We start from the raw sequence: 18,163 nt of genomic DNA on the forward strand, positions 1-18,163 counted from the left end.
CCTTTCCGTCTTTTTCATTTTCGTTTGAGAGATGACCATGATCCGCTCTGTCCTCGTCGTTTTGTTTACGCTGCTGTTCGCAGCCCCGGCTTTTGCACAAGATTCAACGGCAACAGCACAACCGGATCGCTCCGCCACGGGCGGCGCTCAAACCCTCGACGATATTCTCGCCCGTCAACGGGGCGAGAAGGTTGATGACAAATTCCGGCGCGATAACACCGGGGCCAGTGGGGAAGCTGCTGACATGGCACGACAACTCGGCATTCTGGGTGGGGCATCCGATTCCGAATTGTTCCGGGCTCTGCGTTATGGTTCCGCAGATGTAACCGTATCCTCCAAGACCCCCGCCTCCGAAGTCCTCATTCAGGATGGAGGCATGTGGTGGCTGGAATTCCGGCAAGGACCATTGCTGAAATGGGGTGGCTATCTTCTTTTGGGAACCCTGGCTTTTCTCGGGCTGTTTTATCTGCTCCGTGGTCGTATCAGGATCGACGGCGAGAAGGCCGGACATACCATTCTGCGATTCAAGGCAATTGAACGCTTTGGCCACTGGCTTTTGGCCGGCTCGTTTATCCTGCTCGGGATAACAGGATTGATAACGCTCTTCGGTCGCATTGGTCTCATCCCCATAGTCGGCCACGATGCCTTTGCAACGCTCGCATCCGGCTCAAAGTGGATTCACAACAACGTCTCCTGGGCTTTCATGCTTGGCCTCGCCCTTATTTTTGTTCTGTGGGTGGCAAAGAACATCCCTGATCGCACCGACATCAAATGGCTGGCCGTTGGCGGCGGACTGTTCTCAAAGGGTGTTCACCCGCCAGCGAAAAAGTTCAATGCCGGGCAGAAGATGATATTCTGGTCAGTCATTGTCTTTGGTACATCCATTTCCCTGACAGGCCTCTCGCTGCTGTTCCCGTTTGAGATCCCGATGTTCGCCGGCACTTTTGCAACGCTGAATGATCTGGGCATTTCTGCGGCCCTGGGTCTCGGACAACTCCAAACCGCCCTGCTCCCGCATGAAGAAATGCAATATGCCCAGCTGTGGCATGCCATCATGGCTTTCGTCCTGATGGCCATCATTCTGGCACATATCTATATCGGATCTGTGGGTATGGAAGGCGCGATTTCTGCGGTTACATCCGGCGAAGTGGATGAACAATGGGCCAAGGAACATCACAGCCTTTGGGTTGATGAAGTCAAAACGGCAGCGTCCCCCAATCCAAGACAGACAACGCCAGCGGAATAAATGCGATATCTGCTGGCTGCCGCTCTGTGTCTCATCCTGCCAACCTCTGGCCTGGCCGTGCCTTTCTTCACATTGAAAGGACATGGCGGGCCGGTTATGGGTATTGCTGTCTCACCCAGTGGGGACCAGATCGCCACAGCCAGCTTTGATTATTCAGCCGGAATCTGGAGAGACGGCAAACCGAAGTGGCTTGACGGACACCGGGCCGCAATCAAGGCTATCTCCTTTATTGATGACAACCGCCTGATTACGGCAGGGGATGATTTCAGCATCAGGGTCTGGGATATTTCAGCCGGCACACACACCACCCTGGGAACCCATCAAGGCAAGGTCAATCATGTCGCCATTGCGCCCGACAGAAGCCGAATAGCCTCGGCCAGTTGGGATGGCACAATCGGCCTGTGGTCTGTGGATGGAACAGAAAAGCTCAGCCTCAAGGGCCACACCGCAGGAGTGAATGCGGTTGCCTTCTCAGATGACGGCGCGAGCCTTTATTCATCATCTGCAGACGGCACCATCCGCATATGGGATATGAAAACCGGTGAGCAGAAGCGGTTGCTCAAGCGGCATGGCTTTGGGGTCAATACTCTTCTTCTCAACGATAAAGCAGGCTGGCTCGCTTATGGAGCTGTTGATGGTGTAACCCGCATCATTGACCCCGTCACCGGCAAACAGAAGGCTGATTTCACCCTTGAGCGGCGCCCCATTCTGGCTATGGCTGTAGACAGACAGATGACGCGTATCGCCGTTGGAGATGGCGAAGGCTACATCATGGTGATTAATGTGAAGCGCTGGGAAATCATCAAGGATTTCCGCGCAGCTCTGCGCGGGCCTGTCTGGGCACTGGCCTTTTCTGATGATGGCGAGAACATCCATTCCGGTGGCCTCGACAGCGCACTCTATTCCTGGCCCTTGAATGAGAAAATCAACAAGGACGGGCTCAACACCGAAGAGCGCAGTTTCCAGAGGGCACCAGAAACCATGAGCAACGGGGAACGGCAGTTCCAGCGGAAATGCTCGATATGTCACAGCCTGACACCAGGCAGTGCGCGCCGAGCCGGGCCAACGCTGCATGGTGTGTTCGGCAGAGCAGCGGGGGCCGTACCGGACTACCCCTATTCCGCCACGCTGGAAAAGTCTGATATCATCTGGTCTGACAAGACTATCGATGGTTTGTTCGACCTCGGTCCCGACCACTATATTCCGGGAACCAAAATGCCTATGCAGGTAATCGCCAGACCACAAGATCGTAAGGATCTGATCAACTTCCTTCGAGAAGCGACCAAACAATAACAAGGGGCAATGGAAGCACATGAAAACGGTTATTCTGGCCTTTGTGGCCATTATCGTTATCGCCATAGGGGCCGATCTGGCCCTGGAGCAGGCAGGTTTCTCAAGCAGCGAAGCTGCCAAGGGGAATGCAGTCCGCCTTGATGAAAAAGGTGCCTGACCTTGCAGTCAACAACAGCCGCAAAGCAGACCCCCTCCGTCGTGGAATTCGGGCATAACCTCGCTCATGCCTCCATTCTGATCGTGGATGACGAACCGGGTATCCGCAACTTCCTGAACAAGACCCTTGCCCCCCGTTGCAAACGGGTGGAACAGGCAATGAATGCCGAAGAAGCAAGCCGCATTCTTGACAGCAATCATTTTGACCTGGTGATCCTGGACAACATCATGCCAAGGAAAACCGGTCTCGAATGGCTTCAGGAGCAGCGACGGGTCGGCTTCTTCGCAGACGCCATTCTGATGACAGCCTATGCGGATCTCGATACGGCTATTCAGGCGCTACGGATTGGTGTTGTTGATTTTGTTCTAAAACCCTTCCGGACCAATCAGATTCTCAACTCGGTTGCGCGCGCACTGGATAGGCGAACTCTCCGTCGCGAAAACTATCTGCTGAAGCACGAGCTGTTCTCGGAAAACACCGTCTCTCGCGGCCGCCTGCTCGGCACATCAGCCGGGATTGAGGCAATCCGCGAAACCCTGCACAAGGTTGCACCGGTTCCCACATCCGTTCTCTTCACCGGCGAAAGCGGAACCGGAAAGGAAATTGCAGCCCGAACTCTGCATGCCCTGTCAGACAGAGCCAACAAGCCGTTTGTTCCGATCAACTGTGCCACAATCCCACCGGATCACATCACAGAAGTTCTGTTTGGTGTGGTCGGGCCGGATGATCAGCGTCGGGATGGACTTCTGCTCAACGCCGACGGGGGAACCTTGTTCCTCGATGAAATCGTCCAGCTGCCCTATTCCGTCCAGGCAACACTGTTGCGGGTTCTTGAAGAGCACAAGATCAGACCATTGGGCTCTGAGCGTGAGTTGCCACTCAATCTCAGATTCCTCTTTGCCACCAATACCGACCTTGAACAGGCCGTCGCAGAAGGCACGTTCCGTGCAGACCTCTATCACCGCATCAATGTCCTCAACATCAAGATGCCTCTTCTGAAAGAGCGAGAAGGTGACGTGGTTGAACTCGCTTCCATGTTCATGGGTCAACTCTCCCGCAGCCTTGGCATGCCGCCACTTGAGTTGAACGAGGAGATACTGCTGAAACTCAGTCGCTATGACTGGCCCGGTAACGTGCGCGAGTTGCGCAACCTGATTGAACGCTCTCTTATCCTGGGCGAATTCCCACCGGAATTTTCCGGTACCGGATCCATCACAGGCATCGAGGCAGTCGAATCACTGGAGCTTGTGGAACAGCGTCACATCATGAAAGTACTGGATGCCTGTGGAGGAAATCGCGCAGAAGCCGCTCGCCGTCTTGGTGTCTCCCGCAAGACCATTGACCGGAAGTGCACATTGTGGGGGCAAGGGTGATCAAATCGGGGGTTTCAGCGGTTTGCCGTCGAGCTTTCTTACTTAAGCAAGCACATAGATACCACACTACTCAAATTAGAAAAATGAAGTAATGCACAATTATTAGGCACGAAAACCACACGTTAAACGAATATTTACTACGTACATACTCTTATGAAGGCCTTCTTATTGGGGATGAAGGCAAGATGAAAATTAGATCTATGATGCAGATCCTCGGCGCGTCCGTGCTGGCGACCGGTGGATTATTCGCAACCGTTTTTTCTCTCGAGATTGGTGTTCAAAACGACATTTCAAAGGCGCATGAGATTCGTTATCGCTCATACCTGCTTGCCGATGAGTTGCGACAGAGCTCTGATGATCTGACCCGCCTTGCCCGGACATATGTCGTGACAGGGGACGAGTCCTACAAAAGCCAGTATTTTGACATTCTCGCCATCCGCAACGGCGAGAAAGCTCGCCCGGCCGATTATCACAGAATCTACTGGGATTTCGTAGCCGCCGGCAACAGCGCTCCTCGCGCAACCGGTGAAACACGCGGATTGCTGGACCTGATGAGAGATGCAGGCTTTACCGAGGGTGAGTTTGCCAAGCTTGAAGAAGCCAAGGCCAATTCCGACGGTCTCGTCAATCTCGAAGTCGAGGCAATGAATGCGGTTGAAGGCAAGTTCCCTGATGCAAGTGGTGCTTATACCAAAACAGGCGAGCCAGACTTCAAGAAAGCTCGCGAGTTGATGCATTCCCGTCAGTATCACGTGTACAAAGCCAATATCATGCGGCCGGTGGATGAATTCTTCGAGGCTCTTGAGACACGAACACTTGCAGCCGTGAACGATGCAAAGGCCAAGGCCGATCTCTACAAGAGTATCCTCATCGGATGTATTGCTTTGCTGGCTATGGCCATCCTGGTTACAGGTCTGATGATTACCCGCCGCATTCTGAGCCCGATCCAGGGTCTGCATGACGCCATGGACCGGATTTCAAAGGGTGATCTCAGTGTTCAGGTCAGCCACGGTGATGGTCGTGACGAAATCTGCGACATGACCCGTGCACTTGCCATTTTCCAGGCGAGCGAGCAGGACAAGCAGGCATTGGCTCACAAGACTGAGCAGGAACAGAGCGACCGGAACAATCGTCAGAAGCAGATTGAAGCACTGGTTTCGGACTTCCGCCAGCAGTCCAACCACATGCTTGAGACCGTACTGGTCAATGCCCAGCAGATGGAAGATGCCTCCACCTCCTTGAACGGTCTGGCACAGGATGCGTCTGACATTGCATCCCGTGTGACCGGAGCAACCACCGAGGCCAACAGCAATGTGCAGTCAGTAACCCATGCCTCAGAAGAACTCTGTGCATCGGTTCAGGAGATCACACAGCAGGTTAACCAGACACAGTCGGTTGTCAGCGAAGCTGAAAGCCATGCGACCAATACAGACAACAAGATCTCGAACCTGGCCAATGCAGCCCAGAAGATCGGTGATGTTGTTGCACTCATCCAGGACATTGCCGAACAGACAAACCTGCTGGCGCTGAACGCCACCATTGAGGCGGCTCGTGCCGGTGAGATGGGCAAAGGCTTCGCGGTTGTGGCCTCTGAGGTGAAAGACCTTGCCACACAGACAGCCAAGGCGACTGAAGAAATCTCCGAACAGATCAATGACATCCAGTCAGAAACATTCGGTTCTGTTGAAGCCATCAAACAGATCACCCAGACCATGCAACAGGTGAGCGAATACACCGCCTCAATTGCTGATGCCGTCAACAAACAGGGTGAATTCGCTCAGGCAATTCTGGTCAATGCCCAGCAGGCTTCCGGCAGCACGGAGCAGGCATCCAGTCACATGCACAGCGCCAACGAATCCACGGACCGGACAGTCAGCGCAGCCGATCAGGTCCGCTCTGCTTCAACGGAAGTGTCTTCTCAAGCCAAGCAGCTAAGCCAGGTCGTGACCGACTTCCTGGCCAAGGTAGAGGCGGCCTAAGCCCCGCAAACACTTCTCTGTAACGAGTTCCACCCTCCGGATTGCATTCGGAGGGTGTTTTTATTCTGCCGCCTTGATGTCGATCTCGTTGGACGCAGGCAACCAGATAGAGAAACAGGCCCCTTCGCCTGACCGGCTCTTAACGGTGATGAGCCCTCCAGCTCTTTGAATGAGAGTCTGACTAATAGAGAGCCCGAGCCCGGTACCTTCACCAAGTTTGGTGGTAAAGAACGGATCGAACACCGTTTCCAGCTTTTCAGCAGCAATGCCAGGCCCCGAATCCTGCACCAGGATACGTGCCCCTTTCCGCTCGTCTCGCTCCTCAGAGCCGATATGGATCGATATCAGACCAGGTCCGTCTATAGCCTGAATCGCATTGACCAGAAGATTGATCAGAACCTGCTGCAGCTCGCCTGTATTGATCTGAACCATAGGCGCATCATGGAACACGCGCTCCAACTCTATCTCTGTTTTGGAGAGCATATGGTCCACAAGCACCAGGCTGTCCTCAAGAACCGCTTCCACGTCAATAGCTTCTGCATAATCGCTAAAGTCACTGGGACGGGCAAACTGGAGGAGTTTACCGACAATCACATTGATACGATGGACCTGCTGATCGATAAGCTGCAGCTCTGTCGTCACCTCATCTGTCTGGCCGGACAAGATCTCGCGGATAACATCCAGATTGCCCTGTATCACAGCAACCGGGTTGTTGATCTCGTGAGCGACACCGGCAGTAATTTCACCGATGGAAGCCAGTTTTTCGGACATAACCAGCTGCTGAAATGTTGCCTCGAGCTTACGATTCGCATCCCGCAGCTCCTCCGTACGCTCATCAACACGGGAGTTCAGTTCATCAGCCCAGCTTCGCAAGGCATGATCCCGCTCCTGAATCTGGTCAAGCAGTTCATCCAGATGCCCGGCGACCTGACCGATTTCGTCCCGGCTGTCAATTTTCCCAATCCTCGCTTCCAGATCACCCTTTTCCACCCGGTGCATGATGCGTGTCATGATTTCAAGCGGCCGGAAAATGCCACGAGCCATCCGGAGAAAGATCGGTACAGACAGGCCGATAACGATCAAAATACCGAGAATAATCGACAGGTAAGCTGACTGCTTGGTGGCCTGAAACGGTTCCTCGAGGAACCCCACATAGAGCATTCCGACCCGTTTACCAAAGCTGTCAGTCAGAGGAAGATAACCGGAAATGTACCAGTTGTTGACCACAAAGGCCCGGTCGAGCCAGGTCTTTCCCTCCCCCAGAACCGTGCGTCTTACGATTGCTGAAACCCGGGTACCAAGAGCACGGACATTCTCGAACAGGCGCACATTGGTGCTGACACGCACGTCATCGAGAAACAGTGTTGCCGTCCCCGCTCTTGCGCCTTCGGTGCCACTTTCCCGGAACACCAGGTCGTTGATCGTATCGATAAATTCAAGATTCCGGTTCAGCAGTTTGCCGCCAACAACAATCCCCCCCTGCTCAGGCCATTGAACCGACGTTGCCGTATGAATAACCATCCCCCGGTCTTCCACCGTCCTGTTGGTCGGAACAGCAGCCTCGGTCGGTATCAGCGATACCCGCGCCTGAGCTTTGAGAACCGACGAAACGCCAGCCAGATCATCCGCACTGAAAATATCGATTTCAGAGACAGACGCGCCCGCAAGAGCCTTGGCAATCACGGGCCACCGTTCCGCCTCGTCCGCCGCTGAATCCGGTGTCAGATAATAGACAAAATCCAGCCCCAGGGCTTTCTGGCGTTCCTTGAGAAAAGCCTTGAAGACAGCATCCGAAGTGCGGGCGGCCTCCATATAGGCGACCGACCCGGCCAGACTGCGCATCTCGTCTGCGCTCGTCGCCATCAACCGGCCAAGATATTGTTCGGCTATTCTGAGATCACTCTCCACATTGGAGATCAGCAGCTCATCGAACTTTGAAGCCCACCGGTTCATCCCGGCAGCCAGAACAAGCGGCAGAATAATCACAAGCGGCAACAGCGCCAGCACCAGAAGGCGCAGGCGGACGGATTTCGAAAAAAAGATACGCAGAGGTCCGGGGATCAAGGTTCATTCCTCCCGGAGCCATTTTATACACCCCGTCCCGTGTCACAAGGCGATTTCCCCGGTTCCTGACATGTCGACCAAGACGTTTCTGTTGACATTGCATCGAAAACCCGAGAAGGCTCCCTCATTCCCTGTTTCTGGCCAATGATGGTGCCCCATGTCTGTCGACGTTCTAATCCACGCCCTGATAACGCTGTTTGTTACGATTGATCCAATCGGGATGGCGCCTCTGTTCCTCGCTGTAACGGCAGGCATGGATGATCAGGCGCGGAAGCAGGTCGCTATCCGGGCTTTCTTTATCTCAACCAGCATTCTTCTGGCCTTTGCCTTTCTCGGCTCATCAATCCTGAGCGCGATTGGCATCACCCTGCCCGCCTTCCGTATTGCCGGGGGGCTCCTGTTGTTCTGGATAGCCTTCGAGATGGTGTTCGAACGACGTCAGGCCCGGAAAAGCAAAAGCGCCGAGCGGGCTGTCACGATGGACGAGATCCGCAATGTCTCGGTCTTTCCATTGTCCATCCCGCTGATTGCCGGCCCCGGCGCCATCTCGGCCATCATCCTGCTGTCAGCCTCATCAACGGACTGGGTATCCCAGGCCGAGGTCATCCTGGCGCTGGTCCTGATGACGCTGGCTGTTCTGGCTGTCTTCCTGATTGCCCCCAGAATTGAGAAAATCCTTGGTGAAACCGGACGCGTCGTCCTCACCCGGCTCCTCGGACTTCTGCTCGCAGCCCTGTCTGTGCAATTCGTCGCCGACGGTATTGCTGCCTTTATTCAACAGCAACCGTAAGCTCGACCCCGCCATAACCATGCACCTTGTCATGGGCGCGAACACGGACTTCTGAAATATCCGCCGGAATGCGCACACCGCTGAGAGAGCGGGTAAAAGGCTGCTCATTCTCATGGGGGTGATGCAGAATCCGCGTTCCCAACACCGACCCGTCCGGCGCGACCACATCCCACTTGTCCGCATAGTGATCCCATCCGGTATCATCATGGCGAACAGTCACGGAGAAGCGGTACACACGATCTCCCTCTTTCTGCACACGCACATCAACCACATCGGCTTCACCCGCCTGGGCGAAAGACAATGTGGTCAGGAGACAAAGGGCCGTCAGGAAAAATCGCATCATCATCAATCCTGTTTATTATGTACGAGCACTATACTTGAGCTTTAACCCGATTCGACATACCAGACTTTACATGTGGCTCGGACACACGTCCTGGTGACCACTCATCAGGCTCAAGTCGAACAGAAGGTAGAGGAATAATGGCAGCAGGCTCAAAAAAAGTCATCATTGCAGCATTGGCCGGCAATGGTCTGATTGCCATTACCAAGTTCATCGCCGCAAGCATCACCGGCTCCTCTGCCATGTTGTCAGAAGGTATTCACTCACTGGTGGATACAGGCAATCAGGGTCTACTGCTCTATGGCCTCAAGCGATCCAGCAAACCTGCCGATGAAACACACCCGTTCGGCTATGGCTCAGAGCTTTATTTCTGGGCCTTCGTGGTCGCTATTCTCATCTTCGCCGTTGGCTCCGGTGTTTCCATCTATGAAGGTGTGCAGAAGGTCCTGCACCCGCATCCGATTTCCGATCCGACTATCGCCTATGGCGTTCTGGCCCTTGCAATTGTCTTTGAATCTGTTGCCTGGTGGATTGCATACAAGGAATTCAACCGCCGTCGCGGCGACCTCACCATCATGCAGGCTGTGCGACGGTCCAAGGACCCCGCTGTTTTCACAGTCCTGTTCGAGGATACAGCCGCCATGCTGGGTCTGATTGTTGCAGGACTTGGTATTGCCGGTGCCCAGTTCTTTGCCCTGCCCTGGCTGGACGGTGCAGCCTCTATCCTGATCGGCCTCATCCTGGCAGCGACTGCCGCTCTGCTCGCCTATGAAACAAAGGGTCTTCTGATTGGTGAAAGCGCCGACCCCGAGGTGATCTCAGACATTCGCAAGCTGGTGGATGACGTCCCACATGTGGAGCAGGTCAACGAGATGCGGAGCATGCATCTGGGTGCCAATGAGGTACTGCTGGCCCTGTCACTTGATTTCCAGGACGACCTGACACCAGGCACTGTGGAACAGACCATCACAGCGCTGGAGCTTTCCATCAAAAAACAGCACCCTCATGTCAGCCGGATATTTATTGAAGCGCAATCCAAAGAGCAGCACGAGCAGGTTATCACTCATGATGCAGAGCGTTTAGAAGCACCTCAATAAGATCCAACATTTCAGACGCCGCGTTTGCCGCCCCAGATCACCACATGCAGCTGGGGCAGCACGCTTGCTTTGAACCAGCGATCTTCGGCGACCCGTTCCACCAGCCATTCAAGCTTGCTCATGAGGCCATCCTGATCAGGCTCCCCCGGCTGCTCCAGCCCATCCACGTCCCGGTTTCCCGGCTGCAGATAGACCGACAATGATGGATACTGAGCCGCTATCTGTTTCGCAAACTGATAATCAGTCTCATCAAAGACAACAAACTTGAGAGCACTCTCAGGATGATCACCCGCAGCATCAAGACAGGCTTCTATATCGTGGTCGCTGAGAGTATGCGCTGAGGATGGCGGCTTGGGGCTGAGTGTCAGATAGTCCAGCTGCGCAAACCAGTCCTTTGCCAGAGAACCCTGGGTTTCCATGGCAAAACTGTGCCCGCGCTCATGGCCAGCGCGCAACAGACCGCCCAACGGCTGGATAGCCGGATTTCCCCCCGACAGGGTAATCAGGATAGGCTCCCCGCCACTCAGGCGCTCCACATCGTCCAGAATGGCTTCTGCTGACATGGGCTTCCAGTCATGACGGAAAGCAGAATCCACTGCATAGATCGTATCGCACCAGGAACAGCGGAAATCACAGCCACCAGTCCGTACAAAAACCGTAGGCCTGCCGATCAGAGCACCCTCGCCCTGGATGGTCGGGCCAAAGATTTCACTGATGCGAATCCGTTCCGCAGTCACGGACGGTACTCCGCCCAGGTCTTGGGCGTTTCACTGACCCGTACCGCTGAGACCTCCGGCCATCGCGCAGACGCCCAGTCAAAAAGGTGCTTCGCCAGGCGTTCAGCTGTAACCAGATCATCACCCAGCACATCGTTCAGGTGACGGTGATCAAGCTGGCCGTCGATATAGTCTTTCAGGGCTGCAAGCTCGCGATAGTCCCTGACAAATCCGACGCTGTTCAACACCTCGGACCGGAGTTCGACTTCCGCGATATAATTATGCCCATGAAGCCGTGCACAGGGATGGTCTTCCGGCAGACCGATCAACTGATGGGACGCCGAAAAGTGAAACTGCTTCGAGATCGTGTACATGGTCAGCGCACCTCGGCAGACGCAATGGCCGCCCGCCAGAAATCCGGGTCTTCATAGACAGTCGGGTCTTCAGCGCCAGCCAGATCAAAGGCTTCGCGGCGCTCGACGCAGGTGCCGCAGCGGCCGCAGTGATGATCGCCACCCTTATAGCAGGACCAGGTCTCAGCAAACGGCACACCCAGCCGCACACCATCAGCTGCAATATCCCCCTTTGAGCGGGTCACATAAGGCGTATAGAGCGTGATCTCGCCCATCCCCTCAAGAGCTTCATTCTGCATGGCCTGAAAAGCGGCGATAAAGCCGGGACGGCAATCCGGATAGATAAAGTGGTCGCCACCGTGAACCGCAACCGCGACCGCATCCAGTTTCCGGGCCGACGCGATGCCAAAGGCTATGGTCATCATGATGGCATTACGGTTTGGAACAACCGTCGCCTTCATGGTTTCCTCGGCATAATGACCATCCGGAACAGCCACATCATCAGTCAGGGCTGACCCGGACAGAAAGGCACCGACGGCGGAGATATCCAGGACATCAATCGGCACAGACAGAGCATCAGCTGCAGCGCGCGCGCAATCCAGCTCACGGCTGTGTCGTTGTCCATAGTTAAATGACAGCAGACGAGCGAGCTCATGCTCTTTCGCCACATGATAAGCCAGCGTCACAGAATCCATGCCGCCGGAACAGACTACAAGCGTTTTCATATTCATCCTTGTTTTTACCGGGTAGGCTGCGACCGGGCCCGCAGAATGCGGGCGAACTGCCGTGTGATAAACACAACAGACAGCAAAGGCAAGCCGTTCCACTCCACGTCTTCCTGAAAGTCTTTCAGGCTTTTCAAGCAAGAGTGCACGAAAAACAGCGCATTAAAGCACCAAGGCCGCTACAAGTTAGAAGCCTGGTGCCTTAATGGAACGGCCTGGCTCTTTGAAAGAGAACAGACGAAACGTCCGTTCAGACCATGGCGAAGATACGGGCCGGACCACCCGTACCACCCCTGTGTTTCGGCGCTCCGATAACCAGTGTCGCCCCCTTCGCCGGAACCTTGTCGAGATTTGCAATATTCTCGATGGCAAAACGACCTGTTGGAAGCCATGCATAATGGGTGGCGAAATTCGACGAGATCCCGTGGTCAATAGACAGGGTGTCAGAGGCCAGCGACATGGCACCTGTCTCTTCCATCAGCATCTGGGCGGCTTCCACATGGAACCCCGGATAATGCTGCTTGCCTTCCGCATCCGCATTGCGGAAACCATCACTTCCGGTTTTGCTGCCCCAGCCTGAGTACATGGCCACACAGGCATTGGCCGGAATATCACCATTCTTGCTGATCCAGGCTTTCAGGTCATCCGGTGTCACCAGCGTATCCGCATCGTCCGCCGCACGCGCGGCAATATCCACCACGCATAGCGGTGCAATAAGGCTGGACACCGGGATTTCAGCCACCGACTGGCCATCCTCAGAGAAATGCAGCGGCGCATCAATATGGGTACCGGTATGTTCGTTCAGCTTCATCTCGAGAAGATTGAACTTGTGCTCAGCCCAGTTGAACTTCTGCTCAAGCGAAATACCGGGCTTGCCGAAATAAGTGGGGAAACCTTCATGAAGTTCATGAGTAAGGTCTTCCACCCGGTCAAATCCGGACGCAGAGGCCGGAGTAGCAGTCAAGGCCGCAGCTGTGGCAACAGCAGCAGCTCCTGACGCACCAACCTTGAACAGATCACGCCGGGACAACATCCGGTCCTTGACGGCATTCATCACGCAGGCATCGCACATATCTTCCTCCCAGGTAGAAAGGATCAGTTTCCACCCGGACATCAGGAAAGGCAACACGCCACAGCCCGGAAAACAAAAAACCGCGCTAACAAATATGTCAGCGCGGTTGATCGCAAAGATCTGAAATCAGAACCTCAGAATGGAATTTCATCATCCATATCGCTGGAGAAACCACCACCCTGCTGTGGACCACCATAACCGCCATCATTGCCGCCACCGCCATAATTGGCCGGGGCACCGCCGCCACCGCCAGCACCATCACGGCCATCCAGCATCTGGAGTGTCGAGTTGAAGCCCTGGAGGACGATCTCAGTGGAATAACGATCCTGGCCGGACTGGTCCTGCCATTTCCGCGTCTGAAGCTGACCTTCGATATAGACCTTGGATCCTTTACGCAGATACTGCTCAGCCACACGGCACAGGCCATCATTGAAGATGACCACACGATGCCATTCGGTCCGCTCGCGACGCTCACCGCTCATCTTGTCACGCCAGCTTTCAGAGGTGGCAATCCGCAAATTGGCAATGGCGCGCCCATCCTGCGTTCTGCGGATCTCGGGATCAGCTCCCAGATTTCCAACCAGAATGACCTTGTTGACACTACCCGCCATATTCCTGCTCCTGCTCGCAACGCTTTTGTCGCCAACCTATACCATCACCGCCACAATCCATAGATGATTTGCAGCGGCAAGCCCCTTGTCTCTATTCTTTCCACAAATAACCAGCATGCACAAGCCCATTGTTCATGTTATGTTCCATTGTAAAATTGATTCTGTCGAGGCTTTGCTTTTCAGCGATTGAGCTCTATCTATGCCTGATGATCCGCATCGCCGGGTCAAGAGTTATAAAAGACGTAATCTGGGGATCGGCACGTGTTGACCAAAATATCCGTGCGAGGTGCGCGCGAACATAATCTGAAGAATGTCGATCTGGACCTGCCACGGGACAAGCTGGTGGTGATGACCGGCCTTTCCGGCTCGGGTAAATCGTCTCTCGCCTTCGACACGATTTATGCAGAAGGTCAGCGCCGTTACGTGGAATCGCTCTCAGCCTATGCCCGGCAGTTCCTTGAGATGATGCAGAAACCGGACGTGGATCAGATTGATGGCCTTTCCCCTGCCATTTCGATTGAGCAGAAGACCACCTCACGGAACCCGCGATCAACAGTCGGCACAGTCACCGAGATCTATGACTATATGCGCCTTCTGTTTGCGCGCGTTGGCACGCCTTATTCTCCGGTGACCGGATTGCCGATCGAAAGCCAGACTGTCAGCCAGATGGTCGATCGCGTGCTTAGCCTGCCGGAGAAGACCCGCCTGTATCTCCTGGCTCCAATCGTTCGTGGCCGTAAGGGTGAATACCGCAAGGAATTGGCCGAGCTGATGAAGCGCGGGTTTCAGCGCGTGAAGATTGACAGCGAATTTTACGAGATCGCCGATGCCCCGGCTCTGGACAAGAAATTCAAGCACAACATCGATGTGGTCGTGGACCGGCTCGTCGTTCGCCCTGACATGGCAACGCGTCTGGCAGATTCCATCGAGACTGCACTTCAGCTGGCAGAAGGCATCGCCATTGCGGAATTCGCAGACGAGAAGGATGAAAAAGGCAACCCCAAACGGATGACCTTTTCCGAGAAGTTCGCCTGCCCTGTCTCTGGTTTCACCATTCCTGAAATTGAACCCCGTCTGTTTTCCTTCAACAACCCGTTTGGCGCCTGCCCGAGCTGCGACGGCCTCGGGACCGAGCGATCTGTTTCAGAAGACCTTGTGGTTCCTGATCATTCAGAAACGCTGCGTGGTGGCGCCATTGCGCCATGGTCGAAGTCCTCAAGCCCCTATTACGCCCAGACCCTTGAAGCGCTGGGACGGCATTTCGCGTTTGCCGTAAGCGACCGATGGTCAGACATTGGCGAGAAAGCCCGGCAGGCTATCCTCTATGGCACTGGCAAGGAAGAAGTCGCCTTCCACTATGATGATGGCGTCCGGTCATACCAGACCAAAAAAACCTTCGAAGGTGTTATCCCCAACCTGGAACGGCGCTGGCGGGAAACGGAATCCAACTGGTCTCGCGAAGAGATCGAAAAATACATGACCACCACACCATGCTCCACCTGTCTTGGTTATCGCCTGAAATCAGAAGCACTCGCGGTCAAGATTGGTGACAGGCATGTGGGAGAAATTTCCGACCTGTCCATCAAAGCTGCCGGTCAGTGGTTCGATACTATTTCAGATGACCTTTCAGACAAGAAACAGGAAATTGCCGGGCGCATTCTGAAGGAAATCCGGGAGCGGTTGAAATTTCTCAATGATGTGGGGCTGGATTATCTCACCTTGTCGCGTGGATCCGGCACCCTGTCAGGTGGAGAATCCCAGCGCATCCGGCTCGCGTCCCAGATCGGTTCTGGGCTGACCGGTGTTCTCTATGTTCTTGATGAGCCATCCATCGGCCTTCATCAGCGCGATAATGAACGTCTGCTTGAGACGTTGAAGCATCTGCGTGATCTCGGCAATACGGTTATCGTGGTTGAACATGATGAAGACGCCATTCTGGCCGCTGATTTCGTTGCTGATATTGGCCCCGGTGCTGGTGTGCATGGTGGCGAGGTGATTGCAGCCGGTACGCCTCAGGATATCATGGCCAATCCGAAATCTCTTACCGGGCAATATCTGTCAGGTGCCATTCGCATTCCCCAGCCGGATAAGCGCCGCAAGATCAAGAAAAGCCGCGCCCTCAAGCTGAAGGGTGCGCGCGGGAACAATCTGCGCAATGTGTCAACGTCCATTCCTCTGGGAACCTTTACCTGTGTGACCGGCGTTTCAGGAGGCGGCAAGTCCACCCTTCTGCTGGATACAATCTACAAGGCCGTGGCACGCAGGCTGAATGGTGCGCGGGATAATCCGTCTCCGCACGATTCCCTCAATGGTCTCGAACATCTGGACAAGGTGATCGATATCGACCAATCCCCTATTGGCAGAACACCACGCTCCAACCCGGCCACCTATACAGGTGCGTTTACACCAATCCGGGAATGGTTCTCCGGGCTGCCGGAATCCAAGGCACGCGGCTATCAGCCGGGACGGTTCTCTTTCAACGTCAAGGGTGGCCGCTGTGAAGCCTGTCAGGGTGACGGGGTCATCAAGATCGAAATGCACTTCCTGCCCGACGTCTATGTGACCTGCGATGTCTGCAAAGGCAAACGCTATAACCGGGAAACTCTGGAAGTTGCTTTCAAGGGCAAGTCCATTGCCGACATCCTTGAAATGACAGTGGATGAAGGTGTTGAGTTTTTCGCGGCGGTCCCCGCTGTCCGTGACAAATTGCTGACCCTTCAGCGGGTTGGTCTTGGGTATATCAAGGTCGGCCAGCAGGCCACCACTCTGTCAGGAGGCGAGGCTCAAAGGGTGAAGCTTGCCAAGGAATTGTCAAAACGGGCAACCGGCCGGACCCTCTACATTCTCGACGAACCAACAACCGGTCTCCATTTCCACGATGTGGCAAAACTGCTCGAAGTCCTGCATGAGCTGGTGGGCCAGGGCAACACGGTAGCGGTTATCGAACATAATCTTGAAGTCATCAAAACAGCTGACTGGATTGTCGATCTGGGCCCTGAAGGCGGAGACGGCGGAGGTACGATCGTGGCCGAAGGTACACCGGAAGATGTGGCCTTATGCGAGGGTTCCTATACCGGGCGGTTCCTGAAAGAGCTGTTCGAGCGACGGCCAGAGCCAACATCAGCAAGCGCGGCCGAATAAACACGCAGGCATCCATTGCATAACACGCAGAGCGTCAATGCCATGGATGCCGTTTCTCTGTATTTCCCAAAAGTGCTGACGAAACATATTCAAAATACTATTTTTATAAAATAAAATTTTAAAACAGACACTTAGTGCATTTTCTAGCCAAAATCATACATACTGGCGACAGTCTAAATCCGACTTTTACTTGACGCAAAACGCCTCTGCAAAAAATGCATGACAGATTTGCAAAACCGGCACTCCAAATTTCCAATAATCAGGACTATGTAACGCTCAACAACATAACATCGAGCAAGAGGGTTTTGCCATGTTCACGTCGCTTTACGGTTCTTACAAGCAGTGGCGTCAGTATCGGTCAACGGTATCTCAGCTGTCACAGCTGTCCGGTCGCCAGCTTGATGATCTGGGTATTATTCCGGGCGATATTTCCAAGATCGCACACCGGAAAATGAAGTAAGCATTTAGAAACAACTGGAAGTTATCATAACTTTCAAATGGACATGGAGCAGTCCAATGCTGAATACGCTTTTTGGTACTTTGAAGAGCTGGAACACTCAGCGTAAATCTGCACGCTCACTGGCAAAACTGCCAGCTCGTGCACTGGATGATCTTGGTCTTGTTCGCGGCGATTTCCGCTAAGACCAATGAAGAGATAGCCCGGGATAATCCTCCTCCCATATCCCAGGGCTTAGCCGGAACTTCCTCCCAATTTCCGGTTGACTAAAAGGCCTGCTGGTATCTCCTCCCACCAGCAGGTTTTTTTTATGTTCGGAGTAGAGTCAATCTATTATGACGCAGTGCAAAATTCAAAAATCTGCGGAAATCAGCCTCTTTTGATCCATTCCAATTTTGCATAGCAGCCACATCAATGTTGCACTGCACATTTTGACTCAATCACCCTATATAGAATGCAACAGACACGATGTTGTAACTCAGACCGAGGTGATGACCATGTTTACATCTCTCTACGGCTCATTCAAAAAATGGCGCAAGTACCGGGACACCTATTCCGAGCTTTCTCGCCTGACACGTCACGAGTTGGACGATCTGGGCATCAGCCGCAGCGACATTGATGTGATCGCACGTCGGACTGCCATGTAAGACACCGATTTTGCAGAGCGCTCTCCTCCTCCCAACGCTCTGCAGATAAGCCGGAAGTATCCTCCTCCCGCTTTCGGCACATAAAAGGCCCGCTGGTTCCTC

18 protein-coding genes are annotated in these 18,163 nt (G+C 54.2%); 11 read left to right on the top strand and 7 right to left on the bottom strand.

Features of this window, described 5'->3' with window-relative positions; all coding sequences use genetic code 11:
* Window positions 1-37 precede the first annotated feature (37 nt).
* The 5 genes from RA157_RS16040 to RA157_RS16060 all read left to right on the top strand — a co-directional run bounded on the left by RA157_RS16040 (window position 38) and on the right by RA157_RS16060 (window position 6,048).
* Window positions 38-1,246 (top strand): formate dehydrogenase subunit gamma, encoded by a 1,209-nt coding sequence (locus RA157_RS16040; protein ID WP_350334127.1) that lies wholly within the window; start codon window positions 38-40, stop codon window positions 1,244-1,246.
* On the top strand, window positions 1,247-2,539 hold the full coding sequence (locus RA157_RS16045; RefSeq protein ID WP_350334128.1) for a c-type cytochrome: 1,293 nt from the start codon (window positions 1,247-1,249) through the stop codon (window positions 2,537-2,539).
* Window positions 2,540-2,558: 19 nt separating this feature from the next.
* Window positions 2,559-2,696 carry a hypothetical protein gene (locus RA157_RS16050; RefSeq protein WP_350334129.1) on the top strand — a complete coding sequence of 46 codons (138 nt, stop codon included), beginning with the start codon at window positions 2,559-2,561 and terminating at the stop codon, window positions 2,694-2,696.
* A gap of 2 nt (window positions 2,697-2,698) precedes the next feature.
* Window positions 2,699-4,069: a sigma-54-dependent transcriptional regulator gene (locus RA157_RS16055; RefSeq protein ID WP_350334130.1), complete on the top strand. Its 1,371-nt coding sequence runs from the start codon at window positions 2,699-2,701 to the stop codon at window positions 4,067-4,069.
* 185 nt (window positions 4,070-4,254) lie between these two features.
* Complete coding sequence (locus RA157_RS16060; RefSeq protein WP_350334131.1) at window positions 4,255-6,048, top strand: methyl-accepting chemotaxis protein; 1,794 nt, start codon at window positions 4,255-4,257, stop codon at window positions 6,046-6,048.
* A gap of 60 nt (window positions 6,049-6,108) precedes the next feature.
* Here the strand turns inward: RA157_RS16060 and RA157_RS16065 are convergent, their stop codons facing one another.
* Complete coding sequence (locus RA157_RS16065) at window positions 6,109-8,112, bottom strand: sensor histidine kinase (protein WP_350334132.1); 2,004 nt, start codon at window positions 8,110-8,112, stop codon at window positions 6,109-6,111.
* Window positions 8,113-8,269: 157 nt separating this feature from the next.
* Here RA157_RS16065 and RA157_RS16070 point away from each other — a divergent pair, with 157 nt between their 5' ends.
* Window positions 8,270-8,902, top strand: coding sequence for a MarC family protein (locus RA157_RS16070; protein WP_350334133.1), 633 nt, complete (start codon window positions 8,270-8,272; stop codon window positions 8,900-8,902).
* Here the strand turns inward: RA157_RS16070 and RA157_RS16075 are convergent.
* Window positions 8,883-9,248 (bottom strand): hypothetical protein, encoded by a 366-nt coding sequence (locus tag RA157_RS16075; RefSeq protein WP_350334134.1) that lies wholly within the window; start codon window positions 9,246-9,248, stop codon window positions 8,883-8,885. The genes RA157_RS16070 and RA157_RS16075 overlap by 20 nt on opposite strands.
* Window positions 9,249-9,382: 134 nt before the next feature.
* Here RA157_RS16075 and RA157_RS16080 point away from each other — a divergent pair, with 134 nt between their 5' ends.
* A complete protein-coding gene (locus RA157_RS16080; protein WP_350334135.1) occupies window positions 9,383-10,339 on the top strand; it encodes a cation diffusion facilitator family transporter in 957 nt (318 codons plus the stop codon).
* Window positions 10,340-10,350: 11 nt separating this feature from the next.
* On the opposite strand, the gene queE is transcribed toward RA157_RS16080, so the two are convergent.
* The 5 genes from queE to RA157_RS16105 form a co-directional block, all read right to left on the bottom strand.
* On the bottom strand, window positions 10,351-11,076 hold the full coding sequence (gene queE, locus RA157_RS16085; protein ID WP_350334136.1) for a 7-carboxy-7-deazaguanine synthase QueE: 726 nt from the start codon (window positions 11,074-11,076) through the stop codon (window positions 10,351-10,353).
* On the bottom strand, window positions 11,073-11,429 hold the full coding sequence (locus tag RA157_RS16090) for a 6-pyruvoyl trahydropterin synthase family protein (protein ID WP_350334137.1): 357 nt from the start codon (window positions 11,427-11,429) through the stop codon (window positions 11,073-11,075). Before RA157_RS16090 ends, queE begins: the two co-directional genes overlap by 4 nt.
* Window positions 11,430-11,431: 2 nt before the next feature.
* Window positions 11,432-12,133, bottom strand: a complete 702-nt coding sequence (gene queC, locus RA157_RS16095; protein WP_350334138.1) for a 7-cyano-7-deazaguanine synthase QueC — start codon at window positions 12,131-12,133, stop codon at window positions 11,432-11,434.
* Window positions 12,134-12,383: 250 nt separating this feature from the next.
* Window positions 12,384-13,205, bottom strand: coding sequence for a cyclase family protein (locus tag RA157_RS16100; RefSeq protein WP_350334139.1), 822 nt, complete (start codon window positions 13,203-13,205; stop codon window positions 12,384-12,386).
* 134 nt (window positions 13,206-13,339) lie between these two features.
* On the bottom strand, window positions 13,340-13,816 hold the full coding sequence (locus RA157_RS16105; RefSeq protein ID WP_350334140.1) for a single-stranded DNA-binding protein: 477 nt from the start codon (window positions 13,814-13,816) through the stop codon (window positions 13,340-13,342).
* A gap of 261 nt (window positions 13,817-14,077) precedes the next feature.
* On the opposite strand from RA157_RS16105, the gene uvrA reads away from it, so the two are divergent.
* From uvrA to RA157_RS16125, 4 genes are all read left to right on the top strand, one after another.
* A complete protein-coding gene (gene uvrA / locus RA157_RS16110) occupies window positions 14,078-16,957 on the top strand; it encodes an excinuclease ABC subunit UvrA (protein ID WP_350334141.1) in 2,880 nt (959 codons plus the stop codon).
* 310 nt (window positions 16,958-17,267) lie between these two features.
* The gene (locus RA157_RS16115) at window positions 17,268-17,417 is read left to right on the top strand and encodes a DUF1127 domain-containing protein (protein ID WP_350334142.1); all 150 of its coding nucleotides are present in this window, start codon (window positions 17,268-17,270) and stop codon (window positions 17,415-17,417) included.
* Between the two features lie 56 nt (window positions 17,418-17,473).
* On the top strand, window positions 17,474-17,599 hold the full coding sequence (locus RA157_RS16120) for a DUF1127 domain-containing protein (RefSeq protein WP_350334143.1): 126 nt from the start codon (window positions 17,474-17,476) through the stop codon (window positions 17,597-17,599).
* 306 nt (window positions 17,600-17,905) lie between these two features.
* Complete coding sequence (locus RA157_RS16125; protein ID WP_350334144.1) at window positions 17,906-18,061, top strand: DUF1127 domain-containing protein; 156 nt, start codon at window positions 17,906-17,908, stop codon at window positions 18,059-18,061.
* Window positions 18,062-18,163 lie beyond the last annotated feature (102 nt).

It is taken from the genome of Coralliovum pocilloporae (assembly GCF_030845175.1).
Lineage (GTDB): Bacteria > Pseudomonadota > Alphaproteobacteria > Rhizobiales > Cohaesibacteraceae > Coralliovum > Coralliovum pocilloporae.